We start from the raw sequence: 26,510 nt of genomic DNA on the forward strand, positions 1-26,510 counted from the left end.
CGTCCATTGCAAATGATGCTGTCGCCGCGCTTGCGACTGCGGTCGAGCACGCCTTGACCGGAGTACCGTGTCGATGTTCTGTGCGTTGAAGCATGCCGCTGTCTGCGCGCCTAGTAAAAGGACGTCAACGGTAAAGAAGAGGAGAAAGAAAGCCATTGGCTGCCTGCATATGCGGGAACGTTGAGTGCTAAATTGACGAAATTCGACGTCTCTGTTCCTCGCGTTAAGGGGCCTGACAAACCGGCATGCATGCGACTTACCTGAAACTCGTAGTCTTTCGCGATAGTCGCCCGGGGGAGCCACGCGCATGATTGATATCGTCGACCCTGAAAAGCGGAGCCTGATGATGTCGGGTATCCGCAGCAAGCACACGAAGCCCGAGCGGCTTGTGCGCAGCATGCTGCATGCAGCGGGTTTTAGATATCGATTGCACCGACAAGACATACCCGGTGTGCCTGACTTGATCCTGCCCAAGCACGGAGCGGCGATATTCGTCCACGGCTGTTTTTGGCACATGCACGCGAATTGCCGCTTTGCTACGACACCTTCATCGAATCGCGATTTCTGGCAGAAGAAACTGGCGCGCAACCGTGAGCGCGACCAGCGCCAGCTCGAAGCACTGAAAGCACTCGGCTGGCGCGTGTTGATCGTGTGGGAATGCGCAACGCGAATTGGCGACCTCCGCTCTAACCTCCAGGCCGACATGGTCGACTGGCTCCTGAGAGACTCGCTCTTCGCGCAAATCCCGGCGCAGGCGCCCTCGAGGTCAAATCAGGCGTAAGCAGAAAACAAATCCACCCGTGTGTCGATTCGATTGGCTTCCATTTTGGGCCGCGCGAGGAAGCGGTACACCGATTGGCCGAGTTGATGCGCCAGAAACGGTGGAACGGCATTTCCTACTTGGTGGTATTGCTGCGTGCGATTGCCCTCGAAAAAGTAATTATCGGGAAATGTCTGCAAACGCGCGGCCTCTCTCACAGTCAGGCTCCGACACTGCGAAGGATCCGGATGGATGTAATAGTGTCCGTCTTTGGAAATGTGAGAAACGACCGTAGTCGAGGAATCGTCGAATAGCTGGACCCGGAAGCGGTCATCGAAAGGAGCATTTTCGAGCGTTGCGTTCTGATGCTCGGGCATGAATCCGGTAGGAAATACGCGCAACCGGGGTGATTGTCCTGTCACTTCCGCAAAACTGGATGCGAACAGGTAACGGTGCAAGTCGGTGGCCATGTGGCCTCGAGTTTCATGCTGGCAAACTCCGCTTATCCTGGCATCGACGATCCATGCCGCGAGTTCAGCCGGCACGCTCCGAGGCAGCTTCGAGCTGCCAGAAACGAACTGCCCACCAACGCCGATTCGATCTTGAGCGCGCACTGCCGCTTCATGCATGAGGGCCTTTATCTGCGCGCGCTTTGGATGCTGCAAGCCCTTGAGGCGCGACGCAGCTGCCTTTAATTCCCTGCACCACGCGTCCTGAGCGTCAGCTGCCTTAGATAGCTTGCTGCGGAGAGCAGGCATGTTGCCGATCATGTCTCGAACGGTAACTCTGGACTCGAGCGATGAGAGCAAATGATGAGGTGCGCCCGCGTAGTCCGCGCGAACGCCCAGCAAAATGACGCGATGTCGCGTCTGCGGCACGCCATAATTTTCCGCCTGAATCACGTACTCATCGGGCGCCAAGCCGCCCGGACGCGAATCGGTTACGAAGGAGCGGATGTCGTATAACGTTCCCGGTTTCGGTTCGGACAAGTCATCGATGATCCTTTCGAAGATTCGTTGCCCATTGTGAGTCGATGACAACATGCCCTTCACGTTTTCCATGACGAAAATCGCCGGCTGAAAATCGCGGATGATACGCAGATACTCTTTGTACAGAAAGTGCTTGGGATCGTCCTCGAAGGTAGGATCAACGTTGCGTCGGCGCGACCGCCCTGCCATCGAATATGCCTGGCACGGAGGGCCACCGATCAGAACCCAGTCATCACGACCTTTGACCGCCTCGCGGATCAGCGCATCTACCCGTTGCTCCGGCTCGATCCCGAGTTCAAGACAATGCGCTTCATCGGCCGCCGAGGACACGCACGCTTTGACTTTCGGATCCGCATGGAAAGACGCGAGGGAAATGTCGCCACGGATGTAGTCGTAATAAGAGTCAGGGACTCGAATTTCTGCCAAGGAGCGAAACAGCGCTCGGAGCGACAACGTCCTGTGTGCGACCGGGTCCTTTTCGATCGAGACTCGGATGTCGAATACCCGTTCGCCTTTCTCATCGCGGACAGCGGAAAATCCTTCGCTCAGCCCACCGGGGCCCGCAAATAAATCTACGACGGGGACACGCATGTGATTCCTAGCTTTGGTTGACGGCACGTCGAGACTTTACCAGGTCCTTGAACAATAGTCGCCTTCTCGATGAACCATGGAGCGACCGGAGCCGATGGCCTTGACATCACCAGTCTATTTCAGAATGCCGGACGTTTCATCTACGGAAGTTCTTCTTCGAGGCAGGAAATTGTTCCGCCCCTACACCACCTCCCCTTCGTCCCAGCAACTCCCGTAACATCCAGCCAGACACATCGCGAAAATCAACATTCGGCTCCTGTCGAAGAGCGATGCGGCGGAGGTGGCATCCATAACCGTCGCGCTTCATGGCGCGAACACCGCTCGCCAAGATCTTGCTTAGAATGTAGCCAACCTTCACGGTAGAAAGGGCTCTTCGGGCTTGGTATCGGGCTCGCGCTGCCGTTGCTGGCGCAGATTTCCGACGCCCGACGGGGGCACTGAAGTGGCAAGTCCGGCGCCGGCCCGCTCCGTCGCCGAACTGCAACTGTTCGTCCTAGATGATGGCGACCCGCGTCGCGCTTCGCTTGCATCCTGTCATGCCTCAAATGCCCGTAACGCTTCTCGATGATCTCGGTCGACGTCCCGGCCACCGGGCCACCTCAAAGGTGTCGATGCCACTTGCGATCATCTAGCTTATCGCCGCATGGCGAAGCAAGCAGGACGACCGCGGAGTCAGCGGGCTTGGTTGCCTTGATGGCCTCTTTGAAAAGGCTTCGTCCAAGAGTCCCTGTTCCTTTGTTGGCCCTACCTCCCTCGGCTACTGCAGCATCAAGCTGATGGGCCGATCGCGCCCTGGTCTAGGTTCTCCAGCCTACGCCGTGCTTTCGAGAGTGGCAGAGCAGTCGGCTCCGCCGCTGCGCTGCATCGGTGGGGGTAATATTGGGGGTAACTATAAAAGTCCGAAACTCAGAAACCATATCCAGTGGAGGATTGACGGGTCAGTTTTGTAGTCCTCCTCCCACGAATTCAAAAGGCCCTGGCTTAAACGCCAGGCCCTTTCTCATTCCGCCCACCCCGTCCGCCCGCGCTAAACTGCCTTCTCCCATCGACCGCGCGAGGCGCACATGCACTTCAAGATCCTTGAAATCGATCACGTCGTGATCCGTTGCGACGATCTCGACAACATGGTGCATTTCTACCGCACCTTACTGGGCTGTCCAATCGAGAAGGAACAGCGCGACATCGGCCTCGTGCAGATGCGCGCCGGCCGCTCGCTGATCGATCTGCTGGCCGTCGGCGCGAAGATCGACCGCCCGGACAGCGGCCAGCCGGGCGCGGGCCGCAACATGGATCATCTCTGCGTGCGCGTCGAGCCGTTCGATGCCGATGCGTTACGCGCGCATCTGGAACAACACGGTGCGCGCCTGGGCGAAGAAGCGCGGCGTTACGGCGCGCAAGGCTTCGGCCCATCCCTCTATCTGTTCGATCCCGAAGGCAACATGGTTGAACTCAAAGGGCCGCCCGAAGCATAAAAGCTCAAGCCGCGCCCGCCTTGAGCACGTTCCAGCGAATCGCCACAGCGTCGACGGTTTCGCTGCCCAGCGACGCCTCGCCGTCCTGCATCATCAACTGCAAGCGCATCGTGCGTTCGGCCAGCTTGCCAAGCGCCTCGCCGACGCCATCGGCAAGCGACCAGACCGTCACGTTCTGCAGGCGCTCGACCTTGCCCTTCACGCCATTCCACCAGATGTCCGCCGTCCTGCCGGCATAGGCGATGACGATCACGCGATCCGAACGGCCGCTCGCCTTCGCGATACGCCGCTCATCGGGCTGGCCGACTTCGATCCAGGTTTCGATCTGCCCGGTGAGATCCTTTTGCCAGAGGTCGGGCTCATCCGTATCGGAAAGGCCCTTGCAGAACTCGAGGCGCTCGTCGGCGAACAATCCGAACGCAGCGACGCGCACCATCATCCGCTCGTCGGTCTCCGACGGATGGCGCGCGATGGTCAGGGAATGATCGCCGTAGTAGTGGCGATCCATGTCGGCAATCTGGAGGTCTGCCTTGTAGATCGTGGATTTGAGAGCCATTCAGCACGGAAGCCGGTGGGTAACCGGCGCAAGGGGTTGTCGACGTGGCGCGATGAGTCCCGCGCGAGACCGACATTGTGCGGCGAATCGGGGGGAATTTGGAAAAAAGCGACACACGCGCGATGGCTCAGCGAGCGTCGCGGCTTTGGACTAATGCTGACGATTAATCCGCGGATCAAACGAAACGCCGACGCGATTCAAAAGATCGCGCCGGTTTTTCTCCGAGTCAATTCAAGCGTAAACGCCGCTTATTGATCGATGAAACGATCCGTGGTCCACATGCCTTGTGTATCGCTATTGGCGGCATTGACGAACTCGACGTCATGGCCCACCACGCGAATCACGCGAAAATGCGAATCGACGGGAGTGGAAATGCATTCAAAACCCTCGAAAAACTGCTGCATCTTCTGATGCTCGCCGGCTCTAGCGTGCTGGTCGGCCGAATCGAACTTGTCCTTGGACAAGCAGCCATACGAATTGGGCCGGAAGGTGAACGTCTGCTGAGGCTGAACGACGCCGTCCTGGGCTTGCGCGACGGAAGCGGCTGCAATCAAACCCATCACCGCGAAAAGAGCACTGGCGCGTTTCGTCATGTATATAGCCCCCAAACGAATAATTTCGAAATTAGCTATGTATTTAAAAGCGGATGACCGCAAGACTCATGCTAGTTGAGTGAGGCAAACTTGCAAGCACATGTCGTGTGCGATCGCAACACGTCAGAATGTCGCAGGATTTTGAGTGCGATTGCGTCGAAGGCGAATCAAATGAAAATCGTCGCAAATATGCTTTTGGAGAAATGAAAGGCTGCCTTTTGTCGTATCAGGCTGCGACAATTTGCCTCCCAGTGAATTTTGGTGCGCTGCACGAGACGCGGATGCGGGTCAGCGAACAGATCGAGAAAAGGAATGTCGCACCGTCAAGCTGGCTGAACGGCCTATTGCCACGCTCCCGAGTTCATGGATAAATCGACGCATCACACTCAGGAGACCCAGCATGACCCTCGCTCAATGGCTGCCGTTCGCGATCGCGTCGGCGATTCTTGTCGCGATTCCCGGCCCGACCGTACTGCTCGTCGTGTCCTACGCGCTCGGCCACGGCCGCAAGTACGCGTTTGCCACCACGGTCGGCGTCGCGCTCGGTGATCTCACGGCGATGACCGCATCGATGCTCGGCCTCGGCGTGCTGCTCGCCGCCTCCGCGGAACTGTTCATGGCGGTGAAGTGGATCGGCGCGGCCTATCTCGTGTATCTCGGCATCAAGCTGTGGCGCGCGCCGGTCGTCGATACGGACGCCGTGCAACCGACCGGCGAATTGCGCACGGGCCGCATCGTGGCGCACGCCTACGCCGTGACTACGCTGAACCCGAAGAGCATCATCTTTTTCGTCGCATTCGTGCCGCAATTCATCGATCCGCACGCGGCGAGCGTGTCGCAGATCGCGATTTTCGAGGCGACCTTCGTCGGACTGGCGGCCGCCAACGCGTTCGCTTACGCGCTGCTCGCGTCCGGCGCGCGCAAGGCGATCCGCAAGCCTTCCGTGCAGCGCGCGGTGAACCGTACGGGCGGCGCGCTCCTGATGGGCGCGGGCGTCTTCGCGGCAGCCTGGAAGAAAGCAACATGAGTCAGCAAGACGATTGGAGCGCCAGCGCAAGGCGCGTGTATTTCGGGTTGCTCGACGACTGGAACCGGCAGGACGCAGCCGCAATGGCCGCGCGCTTTACGGAGCGCGGCAGTCTGATTGGGTTTGACGGCAGCGCGATCGACGGGCGTACGTGCATCGAGGCGCATCTTCAGCCGATCTTCACGCAACACCCGACGCCGCGTTTCGTGGCGAAGGTGCGCGAGGTGAGGCGCATGGCGAACGGGCAGGCGCTGCTGTTGCGCGCCGTCGCGGGCATGTGGCCGCGCGGCGCGACGGGTCTCGAACCCGGTTTGAACGCGGCGCAGACGATGGTGCTGTCGCTGTGCGACGGCGCGTATCGGATCGAACTGTTTCAGAACACGCCTGCCGCTTTTCACGGGCGGCCGGAGGAAAGCGAGAAGCTCAGCGCGGAGTTGCGTGAACTCGGGAAGCCCGAGGGCGGGTAGTGCCGGCTGCGTTTACTTGCCGATGCAAAAGCGGCTGAAGATCACGCCCAACAGATCATCGGACGTGAATTCGCCCGTAATCGCGTTGAGATCGTCCTGCGCGAGCCGCAGTTCTTCCGCGAAAAGATCGAGCACTTGCGAGCGTTGATCTGCATGTTCGGCGGCCAGCGCAAGGTGATCGCGCGCTTCGCGCAGCGCGATCAGATGACGTTCGCGCGCGAGGTAGACGCTCTCCGCGCCCGCCTGCCAGCCTGCGATTCTCAACAGTTCGGCGCGCAGCAGCGCAATGCCATCGCCGGTTTTCGCCGACAGATTGACCTCGCGCGCGTGACCTTCGCCGTCGCGCGTGCCGGCCGGCGCGCCTGCGAGATCCGTCTTGTTCCTGACCCGCACGACAGGCACGCCCGCGGGAAAGCGCGCCGCGATGGCCTGGTCTTCCGACGTCACCTCCTCACGCGCATCGAGCAGATGAAGCACGACATCGGCGCGCTCGATTTCGCCCCACGTGCGCTCGATGCCGATACGTTCCACCTCGTCCTGCGTCTCGCGCAGTCCGGCCGTATCGATGATATGCAGCGGAATGCCTTCGACCTGAATCGTCTGCGCGACCTTGTCGCGCGTCGTGCCGGCGATCGGCGTGACGATCGCGAGCTCCGCGCCCGCGAGCGCGTTCAACAGCGACGATTTGCCCACGTTCGGCTGACCTGCGAGCACGACTGACAGGCCTTCGCGCAGCAGCGCGCCCTGACGCGCATCGGCGAGAACCGTGTCCAGCCGTTCTCGGATGCGCGCGAGTTTGCCGCGCGCGTCGGCCGCTTCGAGAAAATCGATCTCCTCTTCGGGAAAATCCAGAGTCGCCTCGACGAGCATTCGCAGGGTGATCACGTCCTCCACGAGCGCGTGGATCTCGCGCGAAAACGCGCCCTCCAGCGAGCGGCCCGCCGAACGCGCGGCAGCCTCGGTGCTGGCTTCGATCAGATCGGCGACGGCTTCCGCCTGCGCGAGATCGAGCTTGTCGTTGAGAAACGCGCGCCGCGTGAATTCACCCGGCTCGGCGAGCCGCAGGCCGAAATCGCGGCCCGCTTCGATTGCGCGTTGCAGAACCAGTTGCAGCACGATCGGACCGCCGTGACCCTGCAACTCCAGCACGTGCTCGCCGGTGTACGAGTGCGGCGCGGGGAAGTAGAGCGCGATGCCGCGATCGAGCGCTTCGCCGTCGCCATCGACGAACGGCACATAGCTGGCGTGACGCGGCGCCAGTGCCTGGCCGCACAACGCGTGCATCGCCTTTTGCGCGGCGGCTTCGCCCGCCCGGCCGAACGACAGGCGCACGACGCCGATACCGCCACGCCCCGGCGCGGTGGCGATTGCGACGATCGGATCGGTGTCGTTGCTCAGCATGACGGTAGGGGACTGGATGGTTCGGAAGTGCGCGCATTGTATCGCGATGCCTGCAACTCACCGATTCGCGATGGACGAACGCGGAGCGCGGTTATTATCTTTTTTGAGATACGTGACTTCCCACCCGTGGTCGTGAAATTTTGAGCGCTTACCTCGTTGAGCCGCCAAGAAACATGGAGATACACGAAAATAACATTGCTAAAAAGCAATCATGACCGACTCTTATTTAAGATAAATCAACGCATATGTACGCCAAAAATAGCGCAATTGGTTGACTCCTAAGCAGCGATTGCCTCGCACAATCCAGCCCATGCCTACACCACAAGAAAAAGCCGATTTCTCCGAGCGGCTCAAATTCTCGATGACCCGTGCACCCGAAAAGATGCGCGGCGCGACCGCCCTCGCATTGCACTTCAACTTGCGCTACCAGGGCGAGCCGGTTTCGCCACAGACGGCGCACAAGTGGCTCACCGCGCGCTCGATTCCGACCGTCGACAAGCTGAAGACCCTCGCGGACTGGCTCAAGGTCGACCAGCACTGGCTGCACTACGGCCCGCCGCCGAGCGGCAATCCGCAGGCGACGCCGAAGCCGCTCGCGCGCGACGAGCACTATCCGGCAACCGAGGAAACGCTGGAGCTGGCAACGAAGATCGAGGCGCTGTCGCCGCATCATCGGTATTTGCTCGAGGAATTGGTCGAGCAGTTTTATGGGGCGATGAAGCGGTGAATCGCCTTTGTTGGGGAATTTTCGTAACTTTGAGATAAATCTTCGGCGCCTCGAAACGCTGAACGAACCGCTACTGCGTGAGGCTGGAGCCAGGTTCGGACACCTTCATCGGCCAAAAGGCATTTGGTACGCCAAAAGACCTTTGGCCACTCAAGAACGACTTTCGCGCATTCTCGGGTTCATGAAACGCATCCATTCTCTCGCCACCTTCAAGAAGCGCTTCCGAGAAGCGCTCATTGCGAAACAATCAGACTTGAACAAGCTGGGGCCATTTCGCAGCAATTCGTTCAAATTGGGTAGCGGCAAGGCTCTCGCCACCGCGCTCTACACCAAATTCGGCGTGCAACTGGCGGATGCGACCACGCAACGCTGGATCAATGGTCAGGGATTCCCGTCCGAGGAGAACTGGCCATTTGTGACTGCGCTCGTCGAAAGATCCCGTGATTGGCTGACAGGCGCTTCGGACGCGCATGGACATGGCGCTACGAGCCTCGAGGCCAACGAGCCCGTTCGGCCTTACGGCAACGTTCCTCCACGAGAACGGGCTCTCGCATTGCTTCGTGAAGCGACGCGCATCATCGAAGACGATATCTAACTCACAAAGCAAAACGCCCGGCCAAAAGCCGGGCGTTTCCACATCCAAGGAAAGAAGAAGCGCTTACGCAGCCTTCTTCTTCTTACCCATCATGCGCGTGATGTAATACTGCTGCGCGATCGACAGTACGTTGTTCACCACGTAATACAGCACGAGACCGGCCGGGAAGAAGAAGAACATGACCGAGAACGCGATCGGCATGAACATCATCATCTTCGCCTGAACGGGGTCGGGCGGCGTCGGGTTCAGCTTGGTCTGCACGAACATCGAGACGGCCATCAGCACCGGCAGGATGAAGTATGGGTCCTGTTGCGACAGATCGTGAATCCAGCCGATCCACGGCGCGCCGCGCATTTCCACCGACGACAGCAGCACCCAGTACAGCGAGATGAACACCGGAATCTGCACGACCACCGGCAGACAGCCGCCGAACGGATTGACCTTTTCGGTCTTGTACAGCGACATCAGCTCGGCGTTCATCTTCTGCGGATCGCTCTTGAAGCGTTCGCGGATCTGCTGCATGCGTGGCGTGATTTCCTTCATGCGCGCCATCGACTTGTAGCTCGCCGCCGACAGCGGGAAGAACACGGCCTTGATGAGCAGCGTCAGCAGCACGATCGCCCAGCCCCAGTTGTGCACGTAGCTGTGGATCTTCTCGAGCAGCCAGAAGAGCGGCTTGGCGATGATCGTCACCATGCCGTAATCCTTCACGAGCTCCAGACCCGGCGCGATGCCTTCGAGCATGCGCTCTTCTTCCGGACCGGCGAAGAGGCGCGCATCGACGTTCGCGGTCTGTCCCGGCGCAATGGTCTGCGCCGGCAGCGTCATGCCGACGCGATAAAGATCCGGATCGATCTTCTGCACGTAGATATCGCGCTTCACGCCCTGCTGCGGAATCCACGCCGACGCGAAGTAATGCTGCACCATCGCGATCCAGCCGTTATCCGACGACGGCTCGAACGTGGCCTTGTTCTTGTCGATGTCGGAGAAGTCGATCTTCTGGAAGTGCTTCTGATCCGTGTAGACCGCCGGCCCGATGAACGTATGCGAGAAGCGCGGCGTTTCGACCGGCGTGTTGTCGCGTACGAGTTCCATGTAGAGCTTCGGCGAGACCGGCGCGGTGCCGACGTTCTCGATCTTCGTATCGACGTTGATCACGTAGCTGCCGCGCGTGAACGTGTACGTCTTGATGACCTTCACGCCACCCTTCACCGGCGATTCGAACGCGATCTTCAGCGTCTTTTCGTCGCCCGTCAGCGACGTCTGGCCGGGCACCGGCGTGAAGATGTCGTTGTGGTTCGGGAAGTCGCCGCCGAGCAGGCCCGTGCGCGCGAGATACGTGTGGTTCGCCGTGTGGTCGAACAGCGTGATGTAGAGGTCAGGCTGCTTGCCGTCGCCTTCCTTGATCAGCGAGAGCTTCGAGAGCGTGCCGCCGCGCGTGTCGATCTCGCCGGAGTACACGTCGGTCGTGAACTTGACGAGTTGCGCCTGGGCCGTGGCGGGCGGCGTCGCCGTGCCGGGCGCGGCCGTGCCGGCAGGCGCGTTCGGCAGTTCGGAAGGCTGTGCGCCGGATGCGGCTGTGCCCGGTGCCGGGTTGCTGGCGGTCTTGGCCGGTTGCGTCGCGCTCGGGAAGAACATCGACGGGCGCCCATGGTCGCGTTGCCAGTTGTCGAACAGCAGGACAACTGACACGAAGAAGATGACCCATAGGACGGTGCGTTTGATATCCATGCGTTGTCTCAGTGTCGATCGGAAAGCGCTTCAGCGCCGTTTAGTGTTGAAAGCTTGTCTTGCGCAGAATCAGCGCGCGACTCGGACGCGTCGTCGGAGCCGGCGTGACCGCGGGCAGGAGGCACGAGATCGACGCCGCCCGCCGAAAGGGGATGGCAGCGGCACAGCCGCTTCACGGCGAGATACGTGCCATGCGCGGCGCCATGATACTGGATTGCCTCGCGTGCGTAGTCGGAACAGGAAGGATAAAAGCGGCAGCGGTTGCCGAGCAGCGGGCTCACAGCAACCTTGTAGAAGCGCAACAACGCGATGAGTGCCGTTTGCATAAGCTTCGCGCCGCGCGCCGGGTTCACCATGACAGGCAAATCTGGCGCAAACCGCGCTTCATGACCCTGACGGGCCGGATGTGTCGTCGACGGCGGGCGCCTCGGGCGCCGCCACCACGGTTTCGGCCGCGCGGCGCGCAACTTCGCGCACGGCACGGTCGAGCAATGTTTCCAGTTCGCTGCCGACGAGCGCCCGAAGCGGCGGGGAACTCGCGCTCGGCATCGCCTTGCGGTCGAGCTTCGCGTGCAACCGAACCAGAATATCGAATCCGTTCAACTGCGCGCGACGCAGCCTGAACGCGTCGCGCGCAAGCCGCTTGATCAGATTGCGCGTGACGGCGCGCGGCGCCTGCTTCTTGCCGATCACCAGTCCGAGCCGCGCTTCCTTTCCGGACGGCTTGCCGTACAGGACGAAGTGCGGCGAGCGACGCCAGGGGCGCAAACGAAAAACGGATGAGAACTCATCCGTTTTCAGCAGCCTTGCGGCCTTGGGGAACGCGGCCTGCGCCGGCAACTGAACGATGTCCTGTCTCAAGACTTCTGTGCGGCGCGTGAGCGGCTCGCCGTCGAGTGCAGCATCCAACCGCGAGCGAACACTCGGCAGACTTAGATTGCCAGGCGCTTGCGGCCCTTCGCGCGGCGAGCGTTGATGACCTTGCGGCCACCAGCGGTCTTCATGCGAACGCGGAAGCCATGGGTGCGCTTGCGGCGCGTCACGGAAGGTTGGTAAGTACGTTTCATGTTGCTCTCACTTGAGTTGATTGACCGCGCGGGCTTGGCTCCAGTGTGGTCACTGCAAGCGCGATGGCCGGAGGTTCAGGAATTCTGTTTTCGCGGAACCCGCTATTTAAACCGTTTTCCTATTGACCGTCAATAGCTTAGCACTCGCGAAGGCGCATTCCAGCGCAATTTCGACCCGTCGGACGCGTTGATTTGACCCTGTGGATAACTCGCGCGCCACCCTCGTTTGGCGTTAGAATCTCGCCTTACTCCCAAATATCCGCCCGCTGCTTCGGCCCGCCGTCCGCCCGCAAACCCTTGCGGCGTAAGCCTCCGGAGCATACCTGCTCGGCTGTGCCGGGACTTGTCCGAACGTTCGGCAAGCACGGCCCGCAGGCGCGGAGCAACCATAACGACCGCATTCGATGAACGATTTCTGGGAACACTGTTCCGCACTGCTCGCGCGTGAACTCACGCCGCAGCAGTACGTCACGTGGATCAAGCCGCTGACCCCGGTCGACTTCGATGCCGACGCGAACACTCTGCGCATCGCCGCTCCCAACCGCTTCAAGCTCGACTGGGTGAAAAGCCAGTTCTCGGGCCGCATCGCCGACGTCGCGCGCGATTTTTTCAGCGCGCCCATCGACGTGCAATTCGTCCTCGATCCGAAAGCGACCGCGCGCAATGCGATCGGCGGTGGCATGAACGCCGCGCCCCGTCCTACCGCGCCCACCGTGGTCGCGCACGCGAACGCCACCGCGCACATCAATGCGCTCGCAGCCGAAGCGGCGCAGCAGGCGCAAGCCACGCAGGAAGATCAGGCCGATCTCGATCTCCCGAGCCTCGACGCCAACGAAGCCGCCGCTGGCCGGCGCACGTGGCGTCCGGGCGGCGCTCCGTCGGCGGGCGGTGAAACCGATTCCGCCTACGAGCGTTCGAAGCTCAATCCGGTGCTGACGTTCGACAATTTCGTCACCGGTAAAGCAAACCAGCTTGCTCGCGCGGCTGCGATTCAGGTCGCGGACAATCCCGGCATCTCGTACAACCCGCTCTTCCTTTATGGCGGCGTGGGCCTGGGCAAGACGCACCTGATTCACGCCATCGGCAATCAGTTGTTGATGGACAAGGCCGGCGCGCGCATTCGCTACATTCACGCGGAACAATACGTGTCGGACGTGGTGAAGGCATACCAGCGCAAGGCGTTCGACGACTTCAAGCGCTACTACCATTCGCTCGACCTGCTGCTCATCGACGATATTCAGTTCTTCTCGGGCAAATCGCGTACGCAGGAAGAGTTCTTCTACGCGTTCGAGGCGCTCGTCGCCAACAAGGCGCAGGTCATCATCACGAGCGATACATATCCGAAGGAAATCTCCGGTATCGACGATCGCCTGATCTCGCGCTTCGACTCCGGCCTCACGGTCGCGATCGAGCCGCCCGAGCTGGAAATGCGCGTCGCGATTCTCATGCGCAAGGCGCAGTCCGAAGGCGTGAGTTTGTCGGAAGACGTCGCGTTCTTCGTCGCGAAGCATCTGCGCTCGAACGTGCGCGAACTCGAAGGCGCGTTGCGCAAGATCCTCGCGTATTCGAAGTTCCATGGCCGCGACATCACGATCGAGCTGACCAAGGAAGCGCTCAAAGACCTGTTGACGGTGCAGAACCGCCAGATCTCGGTGGAGAACATCCAGAAGACGGTCGCCGATTTCTACAACATCAAGGTCGCCGACATGTACTCGAAAAAGCGGCCGGCCAACATTGCGCGCCCGCGCCAGATCGCGATGTATCTGGCGAAGGAGCTGACGCAGAAGAGCCTGCCCGAGATCGGCGAACTGTTCGGCGGACGCGATCACACGACCGTGCTGCACGCGGTGCGCAAGATCGCGGCGGAGCGCGGCACCGACGCGCAACTGAACCACGAACTGCACGTGCTCGAGCAGACGCTGAAGGGCTAAGGCATCGGCGGGCGCGGCGAGAAGAACGCACGCGTCATTTATTGCGTTCGAAAGCCTGTTTTTTGACGAAAACGCCCCCAATTTTAGGGGGCGGTTCCGTTTTGAGGCACAATATAGGTTTAGCCGTCCGTGGCCTGGGCGGCTTTCGAGCGCAGTTTTCGCGAGTGACCGGCGGGGGGCCGGCAACGCGTGTTACGAGGTTGTCCGTTGGGCAAATCTGGTGGCGAAACCGGCGGACAGGCCGTCACATCAACGAAGGAACTCTATGCAACTGGTCAAGACCGAACGAGATAATCTTCTAAGGCCGCTGCAAACCGTGAGCGGTATCGTAGAACGCCGCCATACGTTGCCGATCCTCGCCAATTTGCTCATTACCAAGAACGGCGCGGATGTGTCGTTCCTCTCGACCGACCTCGAACTCCAGATCACGACCCGCGCCGATTTCGGCGTCGGCAGCGACCAGGTCGCCACCACGGTCGCCGCGCGCAAGCTGCTCGACATTCTGCGCGCGATGCCTTCGGGCGAAGTCGTGCTCGACCTCTCCGACAAGCGCCTGACCGTGCGTTCCGGCAAGAGCCGTTTCGCGCTGCAGACGCTCGCCGCTGACGAATTTCCCACCGTCAACCAGGCTACTGACTTCGGCGCGAGCCTTTCGGTTCCGCAGAAGACGTTCCGCCAGTTGCTCGGCATGGTCTATTTCGCGATGGCCCAGCAGGACATCCGCTACTACCTGAACGGCATGTTGCTGGTGGTGGACGGCGACCAGTTGATGGCGGTCGCGACCGACGGCCACCGTCTCGCGTTCTCGTCGATGAAGATCGAAGGTTCGTTCGCGCGCCAGGAAGTGATCATCCCGCGCAAGACGATTCTCGAACTCCAGCGTTTGCTCGAAGACATCGACGATTCGCTGAAGATCGACATCGCCGCGACGCAGGTGAAGTTCAGCTTCGGCCAGGTCGAACTCGTGTCGAAGCTCGTCGAGGGCAAGTTCCCCGACTTCCAGCGCGTGATTCCGAAGTCGCACAAGAACACGTTCGAAATCGGCCGTGAAGAATTGCAGCGTTCGTTGCAGCGCGCGGCCATTCTGACCTCCGACAAATTCAAGGGCGTGCGCTGCCTGGTCGAGCCGGGCCAGCTCAAGATCATGTCGACCAACGCCGACCAGGAAGAGGCGCAGGAAGAGCTGGAGATCGCCTATCAGGGCGATTCCGTCGATATCGGATTCAACGTCACTTATCTGCTCGACGTGCTCGCGAATCTGAAGGTCGACACGCTCAAGGTGAGCCTTGGCGACGCCAATTCCAGCGCGCTCATCACGATTCCCGAGAACGAGGAATTCAAATACGTGGTGATGCCGATGCGTATCTGACGCGCGCAATACCGAGAACACTCCAAGGGGCGGCGCGCCCCTTTGGTGTTTTTAAGGTGTTTTGAAAAGTTCGAGCAGTAACCCAGGCAGTGACGCAGAACCGGAAAATTTCCATGACTGAAAACACAAATTCGCAGCCCGACAACAAGCCTGACAACAGCTATGGCGCATCGTCCATCCAGATCCTCGAAGGTCTGGAGGCTGTGCGCAAGCGGCCGGGCATGTATATCGGCGATACGTCGGATGGCACCGGTTTGCATCACCTCGTTTTCGAAGTGCTGGACAACTCCATCGACGAAGCGCTCGCAGGCTATTGCGACGACATTCACGTCACCATTCACGCGGACAACTCGATTTCCGTCACGGATAACGGCCGCGGCGTGCCGACTGGCCTGAAGCGCGACGACAAGCACGATCCGAAGCGCAGCGCCGCCGAAATCGTCATGACCGAGCTGCACGCGGGCGGCAAGTTCGACCAGAACAGCTACAAGGTGTCGGGCGGTCTGCACGGCGTGGGCGTGTCGTGCGTGAACGCGCTGTCCGCATGGCTGCGCCTCACGGTTCGCCGCGACGGCAAGAAGCACTTCATGGAGTTCGCGCGCGGCGTCGTGCAGAACCGCGAAATCGTCGAAGAGAACGGAATCCAGTATTCGCCGATGCCCGTCGTCGGCGACACGGAAAATCGCGGCACCGAAGTGCACTTTCTCGCTGATGTCTCGATCTTCGGTAATGTCGAATTCCACTACGACATTCTCGCGAAGCGTATGCGCGAGCTTTCGTTCCTGAACAACGGCGTGCGTATCCGCTTGACGGACCAGCGCACCGGCAAGGAAGACGATTTCGCGTTCGGGGGCGGCGTGAAGGGCTTCGTCGAGTACATCAACAAGGCGAAGCAGGTGCTGCACCCGAACGTGTTCCACGCGGTCGGCGAGCGCGAGAACGTGACCGTCGAAGTGGCGATGCAGTGGAACGACAGCTTCAACGAAAGCGTGCTCTGCTTCACGAACAACATTCCGCAGCGCGACGGCGGCACTCATCTGACCGGCCTGCGCGCCGCGATGACGCGTGTGATGAACAAGTACATCATCGACAACGAAATCGCGAAGAAGGCGAAGGTCGAGACGACCGGCGACGACATGCGCGAGGGTCTGTCGTGCGTGCTGTCCGTGAAGGTGCCGGAGCCGAAGTTCAGCTCGCAGACGAAGGACAAGCTGGTGTCGTCGGAAGTGCGCGCGCCGGTCGAGGAAATCGTCGCGAAGGCGCTCGAAGACTATCTGCAGGAGACGCCGAACGACGCGAAGATCATCACGGGCAAGATCGTCGATGCGGCGCGTGCTCGCGATGCCGCGCGCAAGGCGCGTGAGATGACGCGTCGCAAGGGCGTGCTCGATGGCGTCGGTCTGCCGGGCAAGCTCGCGGATTGCCAGGAGAAGGACCCGGCGAAGTCGGAGATTTATATCGTCGAGGGTGACTCGGCGGGCGGATCGGCCAAGCAGGGGCGCGATCGCAAGTTTCAGGCGATTTTGCCGTTGCGCGGCAAGGTGCTCAACGTGGAGAAGGCGCGCTTCGACAAGCTGATTTCGTCGGAGCAGATCGTGACGCTGGTGACGGCGCTCGGCTGCGGCATCGGCAAGGACGATTACAACCTCGACAAGCTGCGCTATCACCGCATCATCATCATGACCGATGCGGACGTGGACGGCGCGCACATCCGCACGCTGTTGCTGACGTTCTTCTATCGGCAGATGCCGGAGATCGTCGAGCGCGGGTACATCTATATCGCGCAGCCGCCGCTCTACAAGATCAAGGCGGGCAAGGACGAGCGGTACATGAAGGACGCGCACGAGCTCAATCAGCATATGTTGAAGCTGGCGTTGCAGGGTTCCGAGCTGGTTCCGAGCGAAGGCGCCGATCCGATTTCCGGCGACGCGCTCGGCGAACTCGCGCGTGCTTATTTGCTTGCGCAGGCTGTCGTCGATCGTCTCAGCCGGATTTATGACGCGGCCGCGCTCGAATCGGTGATGGACGGCGTGATCATCGATCTGTCGTCGCAGGAAGCGGCCGAAGCGTCGGCGAAGCGTCTGGAAGAACGGTTGCGTGCCGATCCGTTGAAGCCTGAAGTGAGCGTCGAACCTGCTTACGATCAGGTGCGCGAGCTGCGGTCGCTGCATATCAAGCGGCGTCATCATGGCAACGTGAAGGTCACGGTGTTCGACGAAGACCTTCAGTTGACGGCGGATTACAAGCAGCTCGTGTCGACGGCGGATACGTTCAAGGGCTTGATCGGCGATGGCGCGTTGATCAAGCGCGGCGAACGGTCGATGGCCGTGACCGACTTCAAGAGCGCGATGAAGTGGTTGATCGCGGACGCGGAGCGTAACGTTTCGAAGCAGCGCTACAAAGGGCTTGGTGAGATGAACCCCGAGCAGCTCTGGGAAACGACGATGGATCCGAGCGTGCGGCGTTTGCTGCGTGTGCAGATCGAGGACGCGATTGCGGCGGATGGCATCTTCACGACGCTGATGGGGGATGACGTGGAGCCGCGTCGGGCGTTTATTGAGAGTAATGCGTTGAGGGCGGGGAATATCGACGTATAAGGAGACTTGCGCAACGCCAGCCTCTTCGAAGCCCGCGAAATTCGGCGCAGCACGCGCCGGTTTTCGCGGGCTTTTTTGGTTTAAGCAACCGCCTTCAGCGCCACCCAAATCTCCGTCACCAGATCCGCCGGCGCCGTCTCTCTCGGATCGGTCACATAAATCTCGAACACCGGCGCGTCGCCCGTTTCCCGTCCCGACTGCGGCAACCATTCCCCATACAGCCACTGATACGCGAAGCAAAGCTGCGCATACGGCCCGACGTGCGTGAGCACCGCAAACTCTCCGCCCGCGACTTCCACGCGCGACACCGGCGCTTCGAATTTCACCGCATCCGGCTCGAACAACTCGCAACACGCCATCGAGCGAAGCTCATCTTCGGCCACGGCGGCCGGATCGTCGAAATAAATTCCCAGAGAGCGCGCCCGGGGATCGACCAATCCCCGCACCGTGAGCCAGTGGAACAGCATCTCGAACGCCCGCCCGATGTTCATATACGACCCGCGATGCTCCATCGCGGCGACGGTAAAACCACGCTGAGTACGAATATCGACTTGATGCATCGCCGTGTCTCCTGATCGAATTTCATCCAAAGGAACAAACATCGAAGCGCCGCCTTCCGTACGAAACTGCCCCGGCGCCATCCGGTAACTCGCCTGAAACGCCCGCGAAAACGCCTGCACGCTGCCATATCCGGCGCGCTCGGCGATCGAATCGATCGGCACCGCGCCATGCACGAGCTCATTCGCCGCCCGATGCAAGCGCAATCGCCGCACGGTCGCCGCCGCCGTTTCGCCATAGAACGCGTGATAAATCCGATGCCAGTGATACGGCGACAAACACGCCACCTCGGCGAGCCGATTGAGGTCCAGTTCGTCATCCAGATGATCGTGGATATACGCGACCACGCGCGCGAGCCGCGCCTCATAGACCCTGCCGTTCATCGTGCGCTCCGGAAAGAAAACTCGATGAAAGAAAAGTAGCACGACCCGCTTTAGCATTTCTTGCGGACTTGCGCGGACCGCGTCGGCATCAGACACGCGTACACTTTCGCCTTTGAGCGCACGCACGTGCCACGAAACGAGAGAAATACGAATATGTTCACCTGTCGAAACCAGTCCTGCGGCGCGGAGTGGGCGCTATCCGACGTCGTCATCAAGAACGAGGGCCAGGGCCTTCTGTTCCGCTGCCCGATGTGCGGCGCGCGCAACTACGTCGAACGCCACGATGCCGACGATGGCACCGCCACGTACGAGCAGATCACCGACATCCCGCCGCGCGGAACCCGCTGAAACCATGACCACAGAAACCTCCTTCAGCAGCTTGCCGCTCTCACCGGCGATGCAGTCGAACCTGCAGCAGCTCGGCTATCTGTCGATGACGCCGATCCAGGCCGCGAGCCTGCCGCCGGCGCTCGCGGGCCACGATCTCATCGCGCAGGCGAAAACGGGCAGCGGCAAGACCGCGGCCTTCACGCTGCCGCTGCTTTCCCGCCTCGACGCGAGCCAGTTCGACGTGCAGGCGCTCATCCTCTGTCCGACGCGCGAACTCGCTGATCAGGTCACGCAGGAAGTCCGCCGCCTCGCGCGCGCGGAAGAGAACGTGAAAGTGCTGACGCTGTGCGGCGGCACGCCGATGCGTCCGCAGGTCGCGAGCCTCGAACACGGCGCGCATATCGTCGTGGGAACGCCGGGCCGCATCATGGATCATCTGGAGCGCGGCACGCTCACGCTCGGAGCCGTACGCACGCTGGTTCTCGACGAAGCGGACCGCATGCTCGACATGGGCTTCTTCGACGACATCGCGTCGGTGGCGCGCCAGTGCCCGAAGGATCGCCAGACCTTGCTGTTTTCGGCGACGTATCCGGAAGGCATCGTGAAACTGAGCCAGCAGTTCCTGCGCAATCCGCGCGAGATCAAGCTCACAGAACGGCACAGCAACGCGAAGATCAAGCAGATTTTCTATCAAGTGGAGGACCAAGATCGTCTGCATGCGGTCGGCCTGTTGCTCGACCACTATCGCCCGGTGAGCACGATCGCTTTCTGCAACACCAAGCAGCAGTGCCGCGATCTGCTCGACGTGCTGCGCGCGCAAGGTTTCGAAGCGCTGACGCTGCACGGCGAACTGGAGCAGCGCGAACGCGATCAGGTGCTGGTGCAGTTCGCGAACCGCAGTTGCTCGGTGCTCGTCGCGACCGATGTCGCCGCGCGCGGTCTCGACATCGCGCAACTGGAAGCGGTGATCAACGTCGATGTGACGCCCGATCCGGAAGTGCATGTGCATCGCATCGGCCGCACGGGCCGTGGCGATGAGGAAGGCTGGGCGCTGTCGCTCGCGAGCATGGACGAGATGGGGCGCGTCGGCTCGATCGAACAGGCGCAGCGCGCGGAAGTGGAATGGCATCCGCTGACCGAACTGACGTCAGCGGAACCGGGTCATCTGAAGCCGCCGATGGCGACGTTGCAAATCCTCGGCGGCCGCAAGGACAAGATCCGTCCCGGCGACGTGCTCGGCGCGCTCACCGGCGAAGCGGGCTTCGACGGCAAGCAGATCGGCAAGATCAACGTGATGGACATGGTGACGTACGTGGCCGTCGAACGGAATATCGCCGATGCCGCCGAGCGCAAGCTGGGCGCGGGCAAGCTCAAGGGCCGCAAGGTGAAGGTGCGGCGCATGTGAGCGTCAGGCTTTTTGCGACGGCTCCCGCGCGATGCCGTCCGTTGCCGCCTTCGACGGGTTGCGCGTGACCAGCCGCAAACCGCTCGCGATACTGCCCACGCCCGCGAAGGCCGCGCCGAGCGAGAGCGCGAGCGCCGGACCATGCTTTCCGGCGATGCTGAAGCACAGCGCGACGAGCGCCGCGCCCGTCGCCTGTCCGATCAGGCGCGATGTCGCGATCGTGCCGCTCGCGCCGCCACTGCGTTCGCGCGGCGCGCTCGACATGAACGCCTTCAAATTCGGCGACTGAAAGAAACCGAAGCCCGCGCCGCAGATCGCCATGCGGATGCAGATTTCCAGCGCATGCGGCTGCGCCGGCAGCATCGCGAGCGACACCATCCCCACGCACAGAATCGCCAGTCCGACGCCGCCCAGCAAACCGGGTGAATGGCGATCGGACAGGCGTCCCGCGATCGGCGCCATCAACGCGACGAGCGCGGACCACGGCGTCATCAGAAAGCCCGTCTCGACCTGGCTGCGGCCCAGCACGCTCTCGAAGAAGAACGGCAGCGACACGAACGCGAGCCCTTGCGCGGCGAACGAGCAGATCGCGGTCATGGTCGAGAGCGCGAACATCGGGCGGCGAAAGAGATCGACGGGCAGCATCGGCGCGGGATGGCCGCGTTCACGTCGCAGCAATAGCGCGCCCGCGATAAGTGCGACGCCGAAGGCCGCGAGCACGGTTTGCGCGGGCGCGCGCTGGGCCGCTTCGCCGAGCGCGAAAATCAGCGCGGCGAAGGTGACGACGTTGAGCAATGCCGCGATACGATCGAAGCCGTGTTCGGCGCGCTTCGTCTGCGGCAGCGACGGCCACGCGATCATCAACGCGAACACGCCGACCGGCAAATTGACCGCGAAGAGCCACGGCCACGTGCCGAGCGAAAGGACGATCGACGCGACCGTCGGCCCGATCGCGAACGCGATGCCGACCACGAGCGCATTCAGCCCGACGCCGCGCCCCAGCCGATGCGGCGGAAAGATCGCGCTGATGAGCGCCGCGTTGACGCTCATGATCGCGCTCGCGCCGAGGCCTTGCAGCAGACGCGCGGCGACGAGCGTCGGCAGCGACCACGAGAACGCGCACACGGCGGAGGCGATGAGGAACACGACGAGCCCGCCGAGATACACGCGCCGATGACCGAGGATGCCGCCGAGCGCGGCGAGCGGCAACAAGGTTGCGACCATCGCGAGTTGATACGCGTTGATGATCCAGACCGACGCGGCGGGCGTCGTGTGCAGATCGGCGGCGATGGCCGGCAACGCCGTGTTGGCGATAGCGGTATCGAGTGTCGCGAGCGCGACCGAGAGCAGGATCGCGGCCATGCCGCGGCGCTCGAGCGGGGTCATCGGGGCGTCGGGGTCGTGCGGCAGAGTTTGGGCGCGTTCTTCGGTGGGCACGGCAGGAATTCCGGATGTAAGCGGAAGGAGAATAATCCGAAACGATACGGGAAGATGCGGGTTTTCGCTGAGTGGGGGCGCGGGAGCTTTCAAAGCGATATCAGCGGTTATGCTGTGCGCACAAGGACGGAGATGATGATGGCGATTCGCATCGTGAGATTGGGGACGCCGCGTGCGGCGGATGAAGGGTTGCGTATCGGCACGGTGCGGCGGCCGCCGCGTGGGGTGCCGAAGGCCGAGTTCGCAAAGCGTGATTTTTATGACGTGTGGTATCCGGTGCTTTCGCCGTCGCAGGAGCTGGTGACGGCAGCGCTTCACGCGGAGGATGACAAGGCATGGCGCGCGTTCGTGAAGAATTTCAAGGCGGAGATGGCCGAATCGGATGCGAGCAGGACGCTGGATCTGCTCGCGGCGTTATCGCACCAGACGAATATGTCGGTCGGGTGCTATTGCGAGGATGAGGCGCGGTGTCATCGGTCGGTGCTGCGGGAGTTGTTGACGGCGCGTGGGGCGGAGGTGATTTGAATCGGGTGGTGGGGCGTGACTGGGCATGAGTGAGCGCGCCGTCGGTCTCGAAGTCTTCAATCAGCCGCTATTCGATGGCGTCCATCGGGCGCAACGAGGGTCGCGCCTCACTGAAGTATTCCATTGTCAACTTCGCAGCCGCGAGCGTGAGAGACAACGCAATGTCGACCGCCTCAAGGCGCTTCGCTTGATCGTCGCAGAGTAGTTGCTTCTGTTGCGTAACCGTTTCTTGCGCGCGCTTGATGCTGGCGGCAATTTGACCTAACCGATGGTCGATGCGCACCGTGCCTGTCGCGGTTAGAACGTTTCGTTTGCCCATGTCTCGCTCCTGTGTGAAAACCCGGAGCCGCCCCGGTCAGGGGCGGGCGGGAACAGTGACAAGGTTGGCAGACCGGGAAGCTACACCATAACCGGCAACCCTCGCGGGTTCCCTGCCACGTCCCGCCCATAGGCGTGACAAAGCACCGTGTGCCCATGGTCGAATGGGCTCGCGGGGTTCTCCGGCATGCGCCTGCATTGCGCAGGCGTACCGGGGTGAATAGCTTCTACAGGCTGCCAAGCCTGTCGCCAGCGCAACCACGCGCTGACGTTCACAGAATACGGCATGACCCCGCGCCGCCGATTCTATCGAAACGTCAAACTTTGTCGCGACGAGGCAATAGGACGTAGCGGATTCCAGAAAGCAAAAAGCCCGGTCGCACTGACCGGGCTTTTTGATTGAATCTGGTGGTGGGGCGTGAGTGACTCGAACACTCGACCTACGGATTAAGAGTCCGCTGCTCTACCAACTGAGCTAACGCCCCAACAGAAACGAGATTATAGCGGGAGCTTTTCCGGAAGCGCAAGCCCCTGCGCGAGAAATTTCTTAAATTTCTGACGAAGCCGTCCGACACGCGAATCAGCACGCCCCTTTCAGCCCGGTATCATGACGCATCTTCCCACGCCACGATCCCCGTAATGGACGAAACCGCCATCCGCGCCCTGCTCGACAGCATCCTGGCCCCGTGGGTCAAGGAATTGCGGCTCGCGCCCGAATCCATCGATGAAAACGCCGTCACGTTGCGCCTGCCGTATTCGGACCACTTGCGCCACGCCGGCGGCGTCATCTGCGGACAAGTCTTCATGGCCGCCGCCGATACCGCGATGGTCGTCGCCATCTCGCACGTCATGGGCGGCTTCTCGCCAATGACCACTGTGTCCCTGAACACGACCTTCATGCGCCCCGTCAAATCCGGCGACGTCCTCGTGACAGCCAAGGTCAAACGCCGCGGCCGCAATCTCGTCTTCGGGGAAATCGACCTGCACGACGAACAGGGCGAACTCGCCGCCCACGCCACCACCACCTACGCGCTCATCAACAAGTAAATGTTCGATCAGGTCGTATTCGCCGGCGGCGGCAACCGCTGCTGGTGGCAAGCCGGGTTCTGGGATGTTATTCGGCCGGAACTGAACCTCAGGCCGCGCATCATCGCGGGCATATCGGCGGGCGCGGCAACCGCCTGCATGCTCTACACGAACGAGTCGCGCTGGGTGATGGACTGCTACGCGCACGCGCTGCGCGACAACACCCGCAACGCCTACTGGGGCAACCTGCTGCGCGGACGATCGGTGTTTCCGCATTACCGCATCTATCGACAGGCGTTGCTCGACATCTTCGCGGATCGCTTCCACGAGTTCACGAACGCGCCCGAGATCCGCATCGGCGTGTCGCATCTGCCGCGCTGGCTCGGCGCGCGCAGCGCCGTCGCGGCGGGGCTCATCGCGTACAACATCGAAAAGTACGTGCGCAAGACGCTGCATCCGACGCTCGGGCAAGCGCTCGGTTTTCATCCGGAATTCTTGAAAGCGCAGGAGTGCGCGACGATCGACGATCTCGCCGATCTGATCCTGCAATCGTCGAGCACGCCGCCGTTCACGCCGATCCTGCGACGCAACGGCCGCCCGGTTCTCGATGGCGGCATGGTCGACAACGTGCCCGTCTCCGCGCTGGACGCATCGCCGGGCCTCGTGCTCGTGATGGTCACGCGTCTTTATCCGCGCGAGCGCATGTTCATCGTGCCGCACGGCGAGCAGAAGCGCCTCTATATTCAGCCGTCGCGCAAGGTGCCGATTTCTAGCTGGGACTATACGAGCCCGTCGCAAATGCAACATGCTTATGATCTGGGCCGCGCGGACGGTGAGGATTTTCTGGAACGTCTTCCGCGTGTGATGGAAACCGCTTCGCATCTCGCTTGAGGAGCAGACCGTGGCGAAGAAGCACACTTACGAACTGAGCATCGACTGGACGGGCAATCTCGGTTCCGGCACTTCGGCCTATGACGCGTATTCGCGCGATCATCTGGTTCGCGTCGGAAACAAGACCGCGATCGAAGCATCGAGCGATCCGGCGTTTCGCGGCGACCCCGCGCGCCACAATCCGGAAGAGTTGTTCGTGGCGTCGCTGTCGTCGTGCCACATGCTCTGGTATCTGCACCTGTGCGCGACGAACCGGATCGTCGTGACGGGTTATGTCGATGAAGCCATCGGCACGATGCAGGAAGAGGCGAAGGGAGACGGGCGCTTCGTCGACGTGCTGTTGCGCCCGCGCGTGACGATCGGCGCGGGCGGCAACGCCGATCTCGCGGCGCGCCTGCATGAAGAGGCGCACCGCTTCTGCTTCATCGCGAACTCGGTGAATTTTCCGGTGCGCTGCGAGCCGTCGATCGATATCTCGACGGTCTGAATCGAAAGCTCAGCGGCGGCGCGCGTGCTGAAGCGCTTCCTTGTTGAAGACGCTGGACGTATCGCCGTCATTGAACGCGAGGATATTGCGGAACGCCGCGCCGAAGTACAGCTCGTAGCTCTCGCGCTCTACATAACCGATGTGCGGCGTGCAGATCACGTTCTCCAGCCGCAGCAGGCCATAGCCCTGCAGAATCGGCTCGCTCTCGAACACATCGACCGCGACCATGCCCGGCCGGTTGTGATGCAGCGAATTGAGCAGCGCGTTTTCTTCGAGCAGTTCGGCGCGGCTCGTGTTGACGAAGAGCGCGGTCGGCTTCATGCGCATCAGATCGTCCTGTTTGACGATGCCGGTCGTTTCGTCGGTCAGGCGCAGATGCAGGGTGAGCACATCGCTCTGTTCGAACAGCGCCTCGCGGCTCTCGGCGACCGCGAAGCCGTCCTCGCGCGCCGCGCCTTGCGAATGCTCGCGTCCGTATACCAGCACGTTCATCCCGAACGCTTTGCCGTAACCGGCCACCAGCTTGCCGATCTTGCCGTATCCCCAGATGCCGAGCGTCTGTCCGCGCAGCACCTGACCGAGACCGAAGTTCGGCGGCAGCGCCGATGTCTTCAGCCCCGATTGCTGCCACGCGCCTTGCTTCAGATTCGCGACGTACTGCGGAATGCGCCGCTGCGCCGCCATGATGAGCGCCCACGTCAGTTCCGCCGGCGCGACCGGCGAGCCCGTGCCCTCCAGCACCGCGATGCCGCGTTCCGTGCACGCATCGACATCGATATGCCCGCCGCCCGCGCGCCCCGTCTGGCTGATCATGCGCAGCTTCGGGCACTTGTCGAGCAATTGCGAACTGATGCGGGTGCGTTCGCGAATCAACACGAGCGCGTCCACTTCCGAAAGTCTGCTGGCCAACTGTCCGAGACCACGCACCGTGTTATTGAAGACCTTTACCTCATGGTCGTCGAGCAAATGGAAGCAGTCGAGCTTCCGGACGGCGTCCTGGTAGTCGTCGAGAATGGCGATTTTCATGGGCATTGGTTGGCTTTTGTTAGGCATCAAACGTGCTGCTTTATAGGCGAGGGCGAGAATAGAGCACTTAAATTCGGGTAACTACCGATAAATTGCGCTCTATTGCAGGTTATTGCGCTGCATCACGAGGTTCCCGCGATGCGGTGTTATGCTTGACTCCCCATTTTTCCGGAGCCTCGCAGGTCCGCGCCAAAAAAAGAATTCCAGCGCAACTGGCGGAAAACACAGTGATCGGCGAGGAGGCAGGCCAC

At 61.4% G+C, this 26,510-nt stretch carries 27 protein-coding genes and 1 tRNA gene; 15 read left to right on the plus strand and 13 right to left on the minus strand.

Annotated features, from left to right (window positions below):
- The first annotated feature begins 307 nt into the window (after nucleotides 1-307).
- Complete coding sequence (locus AWB80_RS08530; RefSeq protein ID WP_061174197.1) at nucleotides 308-781, plus strand: very short patch repair endonuclease; 474 nt, start codon at nucleotides 308-310, stop codon at nucleotides 779-781.
- Here AWB80_RS08530 and AWB80_RS08535 read toward each other — a convergent pair.
- Nucleotides 772-2,340, minus strand: a complete 1,569-nt coding sequence (locus tag AWB80_RS08535) for a DNA cytosine methyltransferase (RefSeq protein ID WP_061174198.1) — start codon at nucleotides 2,338-2,340, stop codon at nucleotides 772-774. The genes AWB80_RS08530 and AWB80_RS08535 overlap by 10 nt on opposite strands.
- Nucleotides 2,341-3,404: 1,064 nt before the next feature.
- Between AWB80_RS08535 and AWB80_RS08540 the strand changes: the two genes are divergently transcribed.
- Complete coding sequence (locus AWB80_RS08540; RefSeq protein WP_061174199.1) at nucleotides 3,405-3,812, plus strand: VOC family protein; 408 nt, start codon at nucleotides 3,405-3,407, stop codon at nucleotides 3,810-3,812.
- Between the two features lie 4 nt (nucleotides 3,813-3,816).
- Here the strand turns inward: AWB80_RS08540 and AWB80_RS08545 are convergent, their stop codons facing one another.
- A complete protein-coding gene (locus AWB80_RS08545) occupies nucleotides 3,817-4,368 on the minus strand; it encodes a YaeQ family protein (protein ID WP_061174200.1) in 552 nt (183 codons plus the stop codon).
- A 248-nt stretch (nucleotides 4,369-4,616) separates the two neighbouring features.
- The gene (gene sap1 / locus AWB80_RS08550; RefSeq protein ID WP_061174201.1) at nucleotides 4,617-4,961 is read right to left on the minus strand and encodes a surface attachment protein Sap1; all 345 of its coding nucleotides are present in this window, start codon (nucleotides 4,959-4,961) and stop codon (nucleotides 4,617-4,619) included.
- 400 nt (nucleotides 4,962-5,361) lie between these two features.
- On the opposite strand from sap1, the gene AWB80_RS08555 reads away from it, so the two are divergent.
- Together AWB80_RS08555 and AWB80_RS08560 are read left to right on the plus strand one after the other, a co-directional pair.
- Nucleotides 5,362-5,988, plus strand: coding sequence for a LysE family translocator (locus AWB80_RS08555; protein WP_061174202.1), 627 nt, complete (start codon nucleotides 5,362-5,364; stop codon nucleotides 5,986-5,988).
- Complete coding sequence (locus tag AWB80_RS08560; RefSeq protein ID WP_061174203.1) at nucleotides 5,985-6,455, plus strand: SgcJ/EcaC family oxidoreductase; 471 nt, start codon at nucleotides 5,985-5,987, stop codon at nucleotides 6,453-6,455. The genes AWB80_RS08555 and AWB80_RS08560 overlap by 4 nt, the downstream gene beginning before the upstream one ends.
- A 12-nt stretch (nucleotides 6,456-6,467) precedes the next feature.
- Here AWB80_RS08560 and mnmE read toward each other — a convergent pair whose 3' ends face one another.
- Nucleotides 6,468-7,856, minus strand: a complete 1,389-nt coding sequence (gene mnmE / locus AWB80_RS08565; RefSeq protein WP_061174204.1) for a tRNA uridine-5-carboxymethylaminomethyl(34) synthesis GTPase MnmE — start codon at nucleotides 7,854-7,856, stop codon at nucleotides 6,468-6,470.
- A gap of 310 nt (nucleotides 7,857-8,166) precedes the next feature.
- Here mnmE and AWB80_RS08570 point away from each other — a divergent pair, with 310 nt between their 5' ends.
- Together AWB80_RS08570 and AWB80_RS08575 are read left to right on the plus strand one after the other, a co-directional pair.
- Nucleotides 8,167-8,583: a hypothetical protein gene (locus AWB80_RS08570; protein WP_061174205.1), complete on the plus strand. Its 417-nt coding sequence runs from the start codon at nucleotides 8,167-8,169 to the stop codon at nucleotides 8,581-8,583.
- A 181-nt stretch (nucleotides 8,584-8,764) separates the two neighbouring features.
- Entirely contained in the window at nucleotides 8,765-9,178 is a 414-nt protein-coding gene (locus AWB80_RS08575; protein ID WP_061174206.1) for a hypothetical protein, read from the plus strand.
- A 63-nt stretch (nucleotides 9,179-9,241) separates the two neighbouring features.
- On the opposite strand, the gene yidC is transcribed toward AWB80_RS08575, so the two are convergent.
- The 4 genes from yidC to rpmH all read right to left on the minus strand — a co-directional run bounded on the left by yidC (nucleotide 9,242) and on the right by rpmH (nucleotide 11,976).
- Nucleotides 9,242-10,909 (minus strand): membrane protein insertase YidC, encoded by a 1,668-nt coding sequence (gene yidC / locus AWB80_RS08580; RefSeq protein WP_061174207.1) that lies wholly within the window; start codon nucleotides 10,907-10,909, stop codon nucleotides 9,242-9,244.
- Between the two features lie 8 nt (nucleotides 10,910-10,917).
- Nucleotides 10,918-11,235 (minus strand): membrane protein insertion efficiency factor YidD, encoded by a 318-nt coding sequence (gene yidD / locus AWB80_RS08585; RefSeq protein WP_061174327.1) that lies wholly within the window; start codon nucleotides 11,233-11,235, stop codon nucleotides 10,918-10,920.
- A 58-nt stretch (nucleotides 11,236-11,293) separates the two neighbouring features.
- Complete coding sequence (gene rnpA, locus AWB80_RS08590; protein ID WP_061174328.1) at nucleotides 11,294-11,770, minus strand: ribonuclease P protein component; 477 nt, start codon at nucleotides 11,768-11,770, stop codon at nucleotides 11,294-11,296.
- A gap of 71 nt (nucleotides 11,771-11,841) precedes the next feature.
- Nucleotides 11,842-11,976, minus strand: coding sequence for a 50S ribosomal protein L34 (rpmH, locus tag AWB80_RS08595; RefSeq protein WP_004198824.1), 135 nt, complete (start codon nucleotides 11,974-11,976; stop codon nucleotides 11,842-11,844).
- A 404-nt stretch (nucleotides 11,977-12,380) separates the two neighbouring features.
- On the opposite strand from rpmH, the gene dnaA reads away from it, so the two are divergent.
- The 3 genes from dnaA (at nucleotide 12,381) to gyrB (ending at nucleotide 17,873) form a co-directional block, all read left to right on the plus strand.
- Entirely contained in the window at nucleotides 12,381-13,907 is a 1,527-nt protein-coding gene (dnaA, locus tag AWB80_RS08600; RefSeq protein ID WP_061174208.1) for a chromosomal replication initiator protein DnaA, read from the plus strand.
- Between the two features lie 265 nt (nucleotides 13,908-14,172).
- A complete protein-coding gene (gene dnaN / locus AWB80_RS08605; protein WP_061174209.1) occupies nucleotides 14,173-15,276 on the plus strand; it encodes a DNA polymerase III subunit beta in 1,104 nt (367 codons plus the stop codon).
- A gap of 113 nt (nucleotides 15,277-15,389) precedes the next feature.
- The gene (gene gyrB, locus AWB80_RS08610; RefSeq protein ID WP_061174329.1) at nucleotides 15,390-17,873 is read left to right on the plus strand and encodes a DNA topoisomerase (ATP-hydrolyzing) subunit B; all 2,484 of its coding nucleotides are present in this window, start codon (nucleotides 15,390-15,392) and stop codon (nucleotides 17,871-17,873) included.
- An 80-nt stretch (nucleotides 17,874-17,953) separates the two neighbouring features.
- Here gyrB and AWB80_RS08615 read toward each other — a convergent pair whose 3' ends face one another.
- Nucleotides 17,954-18,814, minus strand: coding sequence for an AraC family transcriptional regulator (locus AWB80_RS08615; RefSeq protein WP_061174210.1), 861 nt, complete (start codon nucleotides 18,812-18,814; stop codon nucleotides 17,954-17,956).
- 153 nt (nucleotides 18,815-18,967) lie between these two features.
- Between AWB80_RS08615 and AWB80_RS08620 the strand changes: the two genes are divergently transcribed.
- Together AWB80_RS08620 and dbpA are read left to right on the plus strand one after the other, a co-directional pair.
- Nucleotides 18,968-19,162 carry a hypothetical protein gene (locus AWB80_RS08620; protein ID WP_061174211.1) on the plus strand — a complete coding sequence of 65 codons (195 nt, stop codon included), beginning with the start codon at nucleotides 18,968-18,970 and terminating at the stop codon, nucleotides 19,160-19,162.
- A gap of 4 nt (nucleotides 19,163-19,166) precedes the next feature.
- Nucleotides 19,167-20,549 (plus strand): ATP-dependent RNA helicase DbpA, encoded by a 1,383-nt coding sequence (gene dbpA, locus AWB80_RS08625; RefSeq protein WP_061174212.1) that lies wholly within the window; start codon nucleotides 19,167-19,169, stop codon nucleotides 20,547-20,549.
- A 3-nt stretch (nucleotides 20,550-20,552) separates the two neighbouring features.
- Here dbpA and AWB80_RS08630 read toward each other — a convergent pair whose 3' ends face one another.
- Nucleotides 20,553-21,935, minus strand: coding sequence for an MFS transporter (locus AWB80_RS08630; protein WP_061174330.1), 1,383 nt, complete (start codon nucleotides 21,933-21,935; stop codon nucleotides 20,553-20,555).
- 189 nt (nucleotides 21,936-22,124) lie between these two features.
- Here AWB80_RS08630 and AWB80_RS08635 point away from each other — a divergent pair, with 189 nt between their 5' ends.
- Complete coding sequence (locus tag AWB80_RS08635) at nucleotides 22,125-22,511, plus strand: DUF488 domain-containing protein (RefSeq protein ID WP_061174331.1); 387 nt, start codon at nucleotides 22,125-22,127, stop codon at nucleotides 22,509-22,511.
- Between the two features lie 67 nt (nucleotides 22,512-22,578).
- On the opposite strand, the gene AWB80_RS08640 is transcribed toward AWB80_RS08635, so the two are convergent.
- Nucleotides 22,579-22,830: a hypothetical protein gene (locus AWB80_RS08640; protein WP_061174213.1), complete on the minus strand. Its 252-nt coding sequence runs from the start codon at nucleotides 22,828-22,830 to the stop codon at nucleotides 22,579-22,581.
- A 408-nt stretch (nucleotides 22,831-23,238) separates the two neighbouring features.
- Nucleotides 23,239-23,314, minus strand: a tRNA-Lys gene (locus AWB80_RS08645).
- A gap of 154 nt (nucleotides 23,315-23,468) precedes the next feature.
- Between AWB80_RS08645 and AWB80_RS08650 the strand changes: the two genes are divergently transcribed.
- The 3 genes from AWB80_RS08650 to AWB80_RS08660 are packed head-to-tail and all read left to right on the plus strand — an operon-like array spanning nucleotide 23,469 to nucleotide 25,233.
- The gene (locus tag AWB80_RS08650; protein ID WP_061174214.1) at nucleotides 23,469-23,876 is read left to right on the plus strand and encodes a PaaI family thioesterase; all 408 of its coding nucleotides are present in this window, start codon (nucleotides 23,469-23,471) and stop codon (nucleotides 23,874-23,876) included.
- Nucleotides 23,877-24,746, plus strand: coding sequence for a patatin-like phospholipase family protein (locus AWB80_RS08655; RefSeq protein WP_061174215.1), 870 nt, complete (start codon nucleotides 23,877-23,879; stop codon nucleotides 24,744-24,746).
- Nucleotides 24,747-24,756: 10 nt separating this feature from the next.
- Entirely contained in the window at nucleotides 24,757-25,233 is a 477-nt protein-coding gene (locus AWB80_RS08660; protein WP_061174216.1) for an OsmC family protein, read from the plus strand.
- A 9-nt stretch (nucleotides 25,234-25,242) separates the two neighbouring features.
- Here AWB80_RS08660 and AWB80_RS08665 read toward each other — a convergent pair whose 3' ends face one another.
- Nucleotides 25,243-26,259, minus strand: coding sequence for a D-2-hydroxyacid dehydrogenase family protein (locus AWB80_RS08665; RefSeq protein ID WP_061174217.1), 1,017 nt, complete (start codon nucleotides 26,257-26,259; stop codon nucleotides 25,243-25,245).
- Nucleotides 26,260-26,510: the final 251 nt, after the last annotated feature.

This window comes from Caballeronia pedi, assembly GCF_001544915.2.
In the GTDB taxonomy this organism is placed as follows: domain Bacteria; phylum Pseudomonadota; class Gammaproteobacteria; order Burkholderiales; family Burkholderiaceae; genus Caballeronia; species Caballeronia pedi.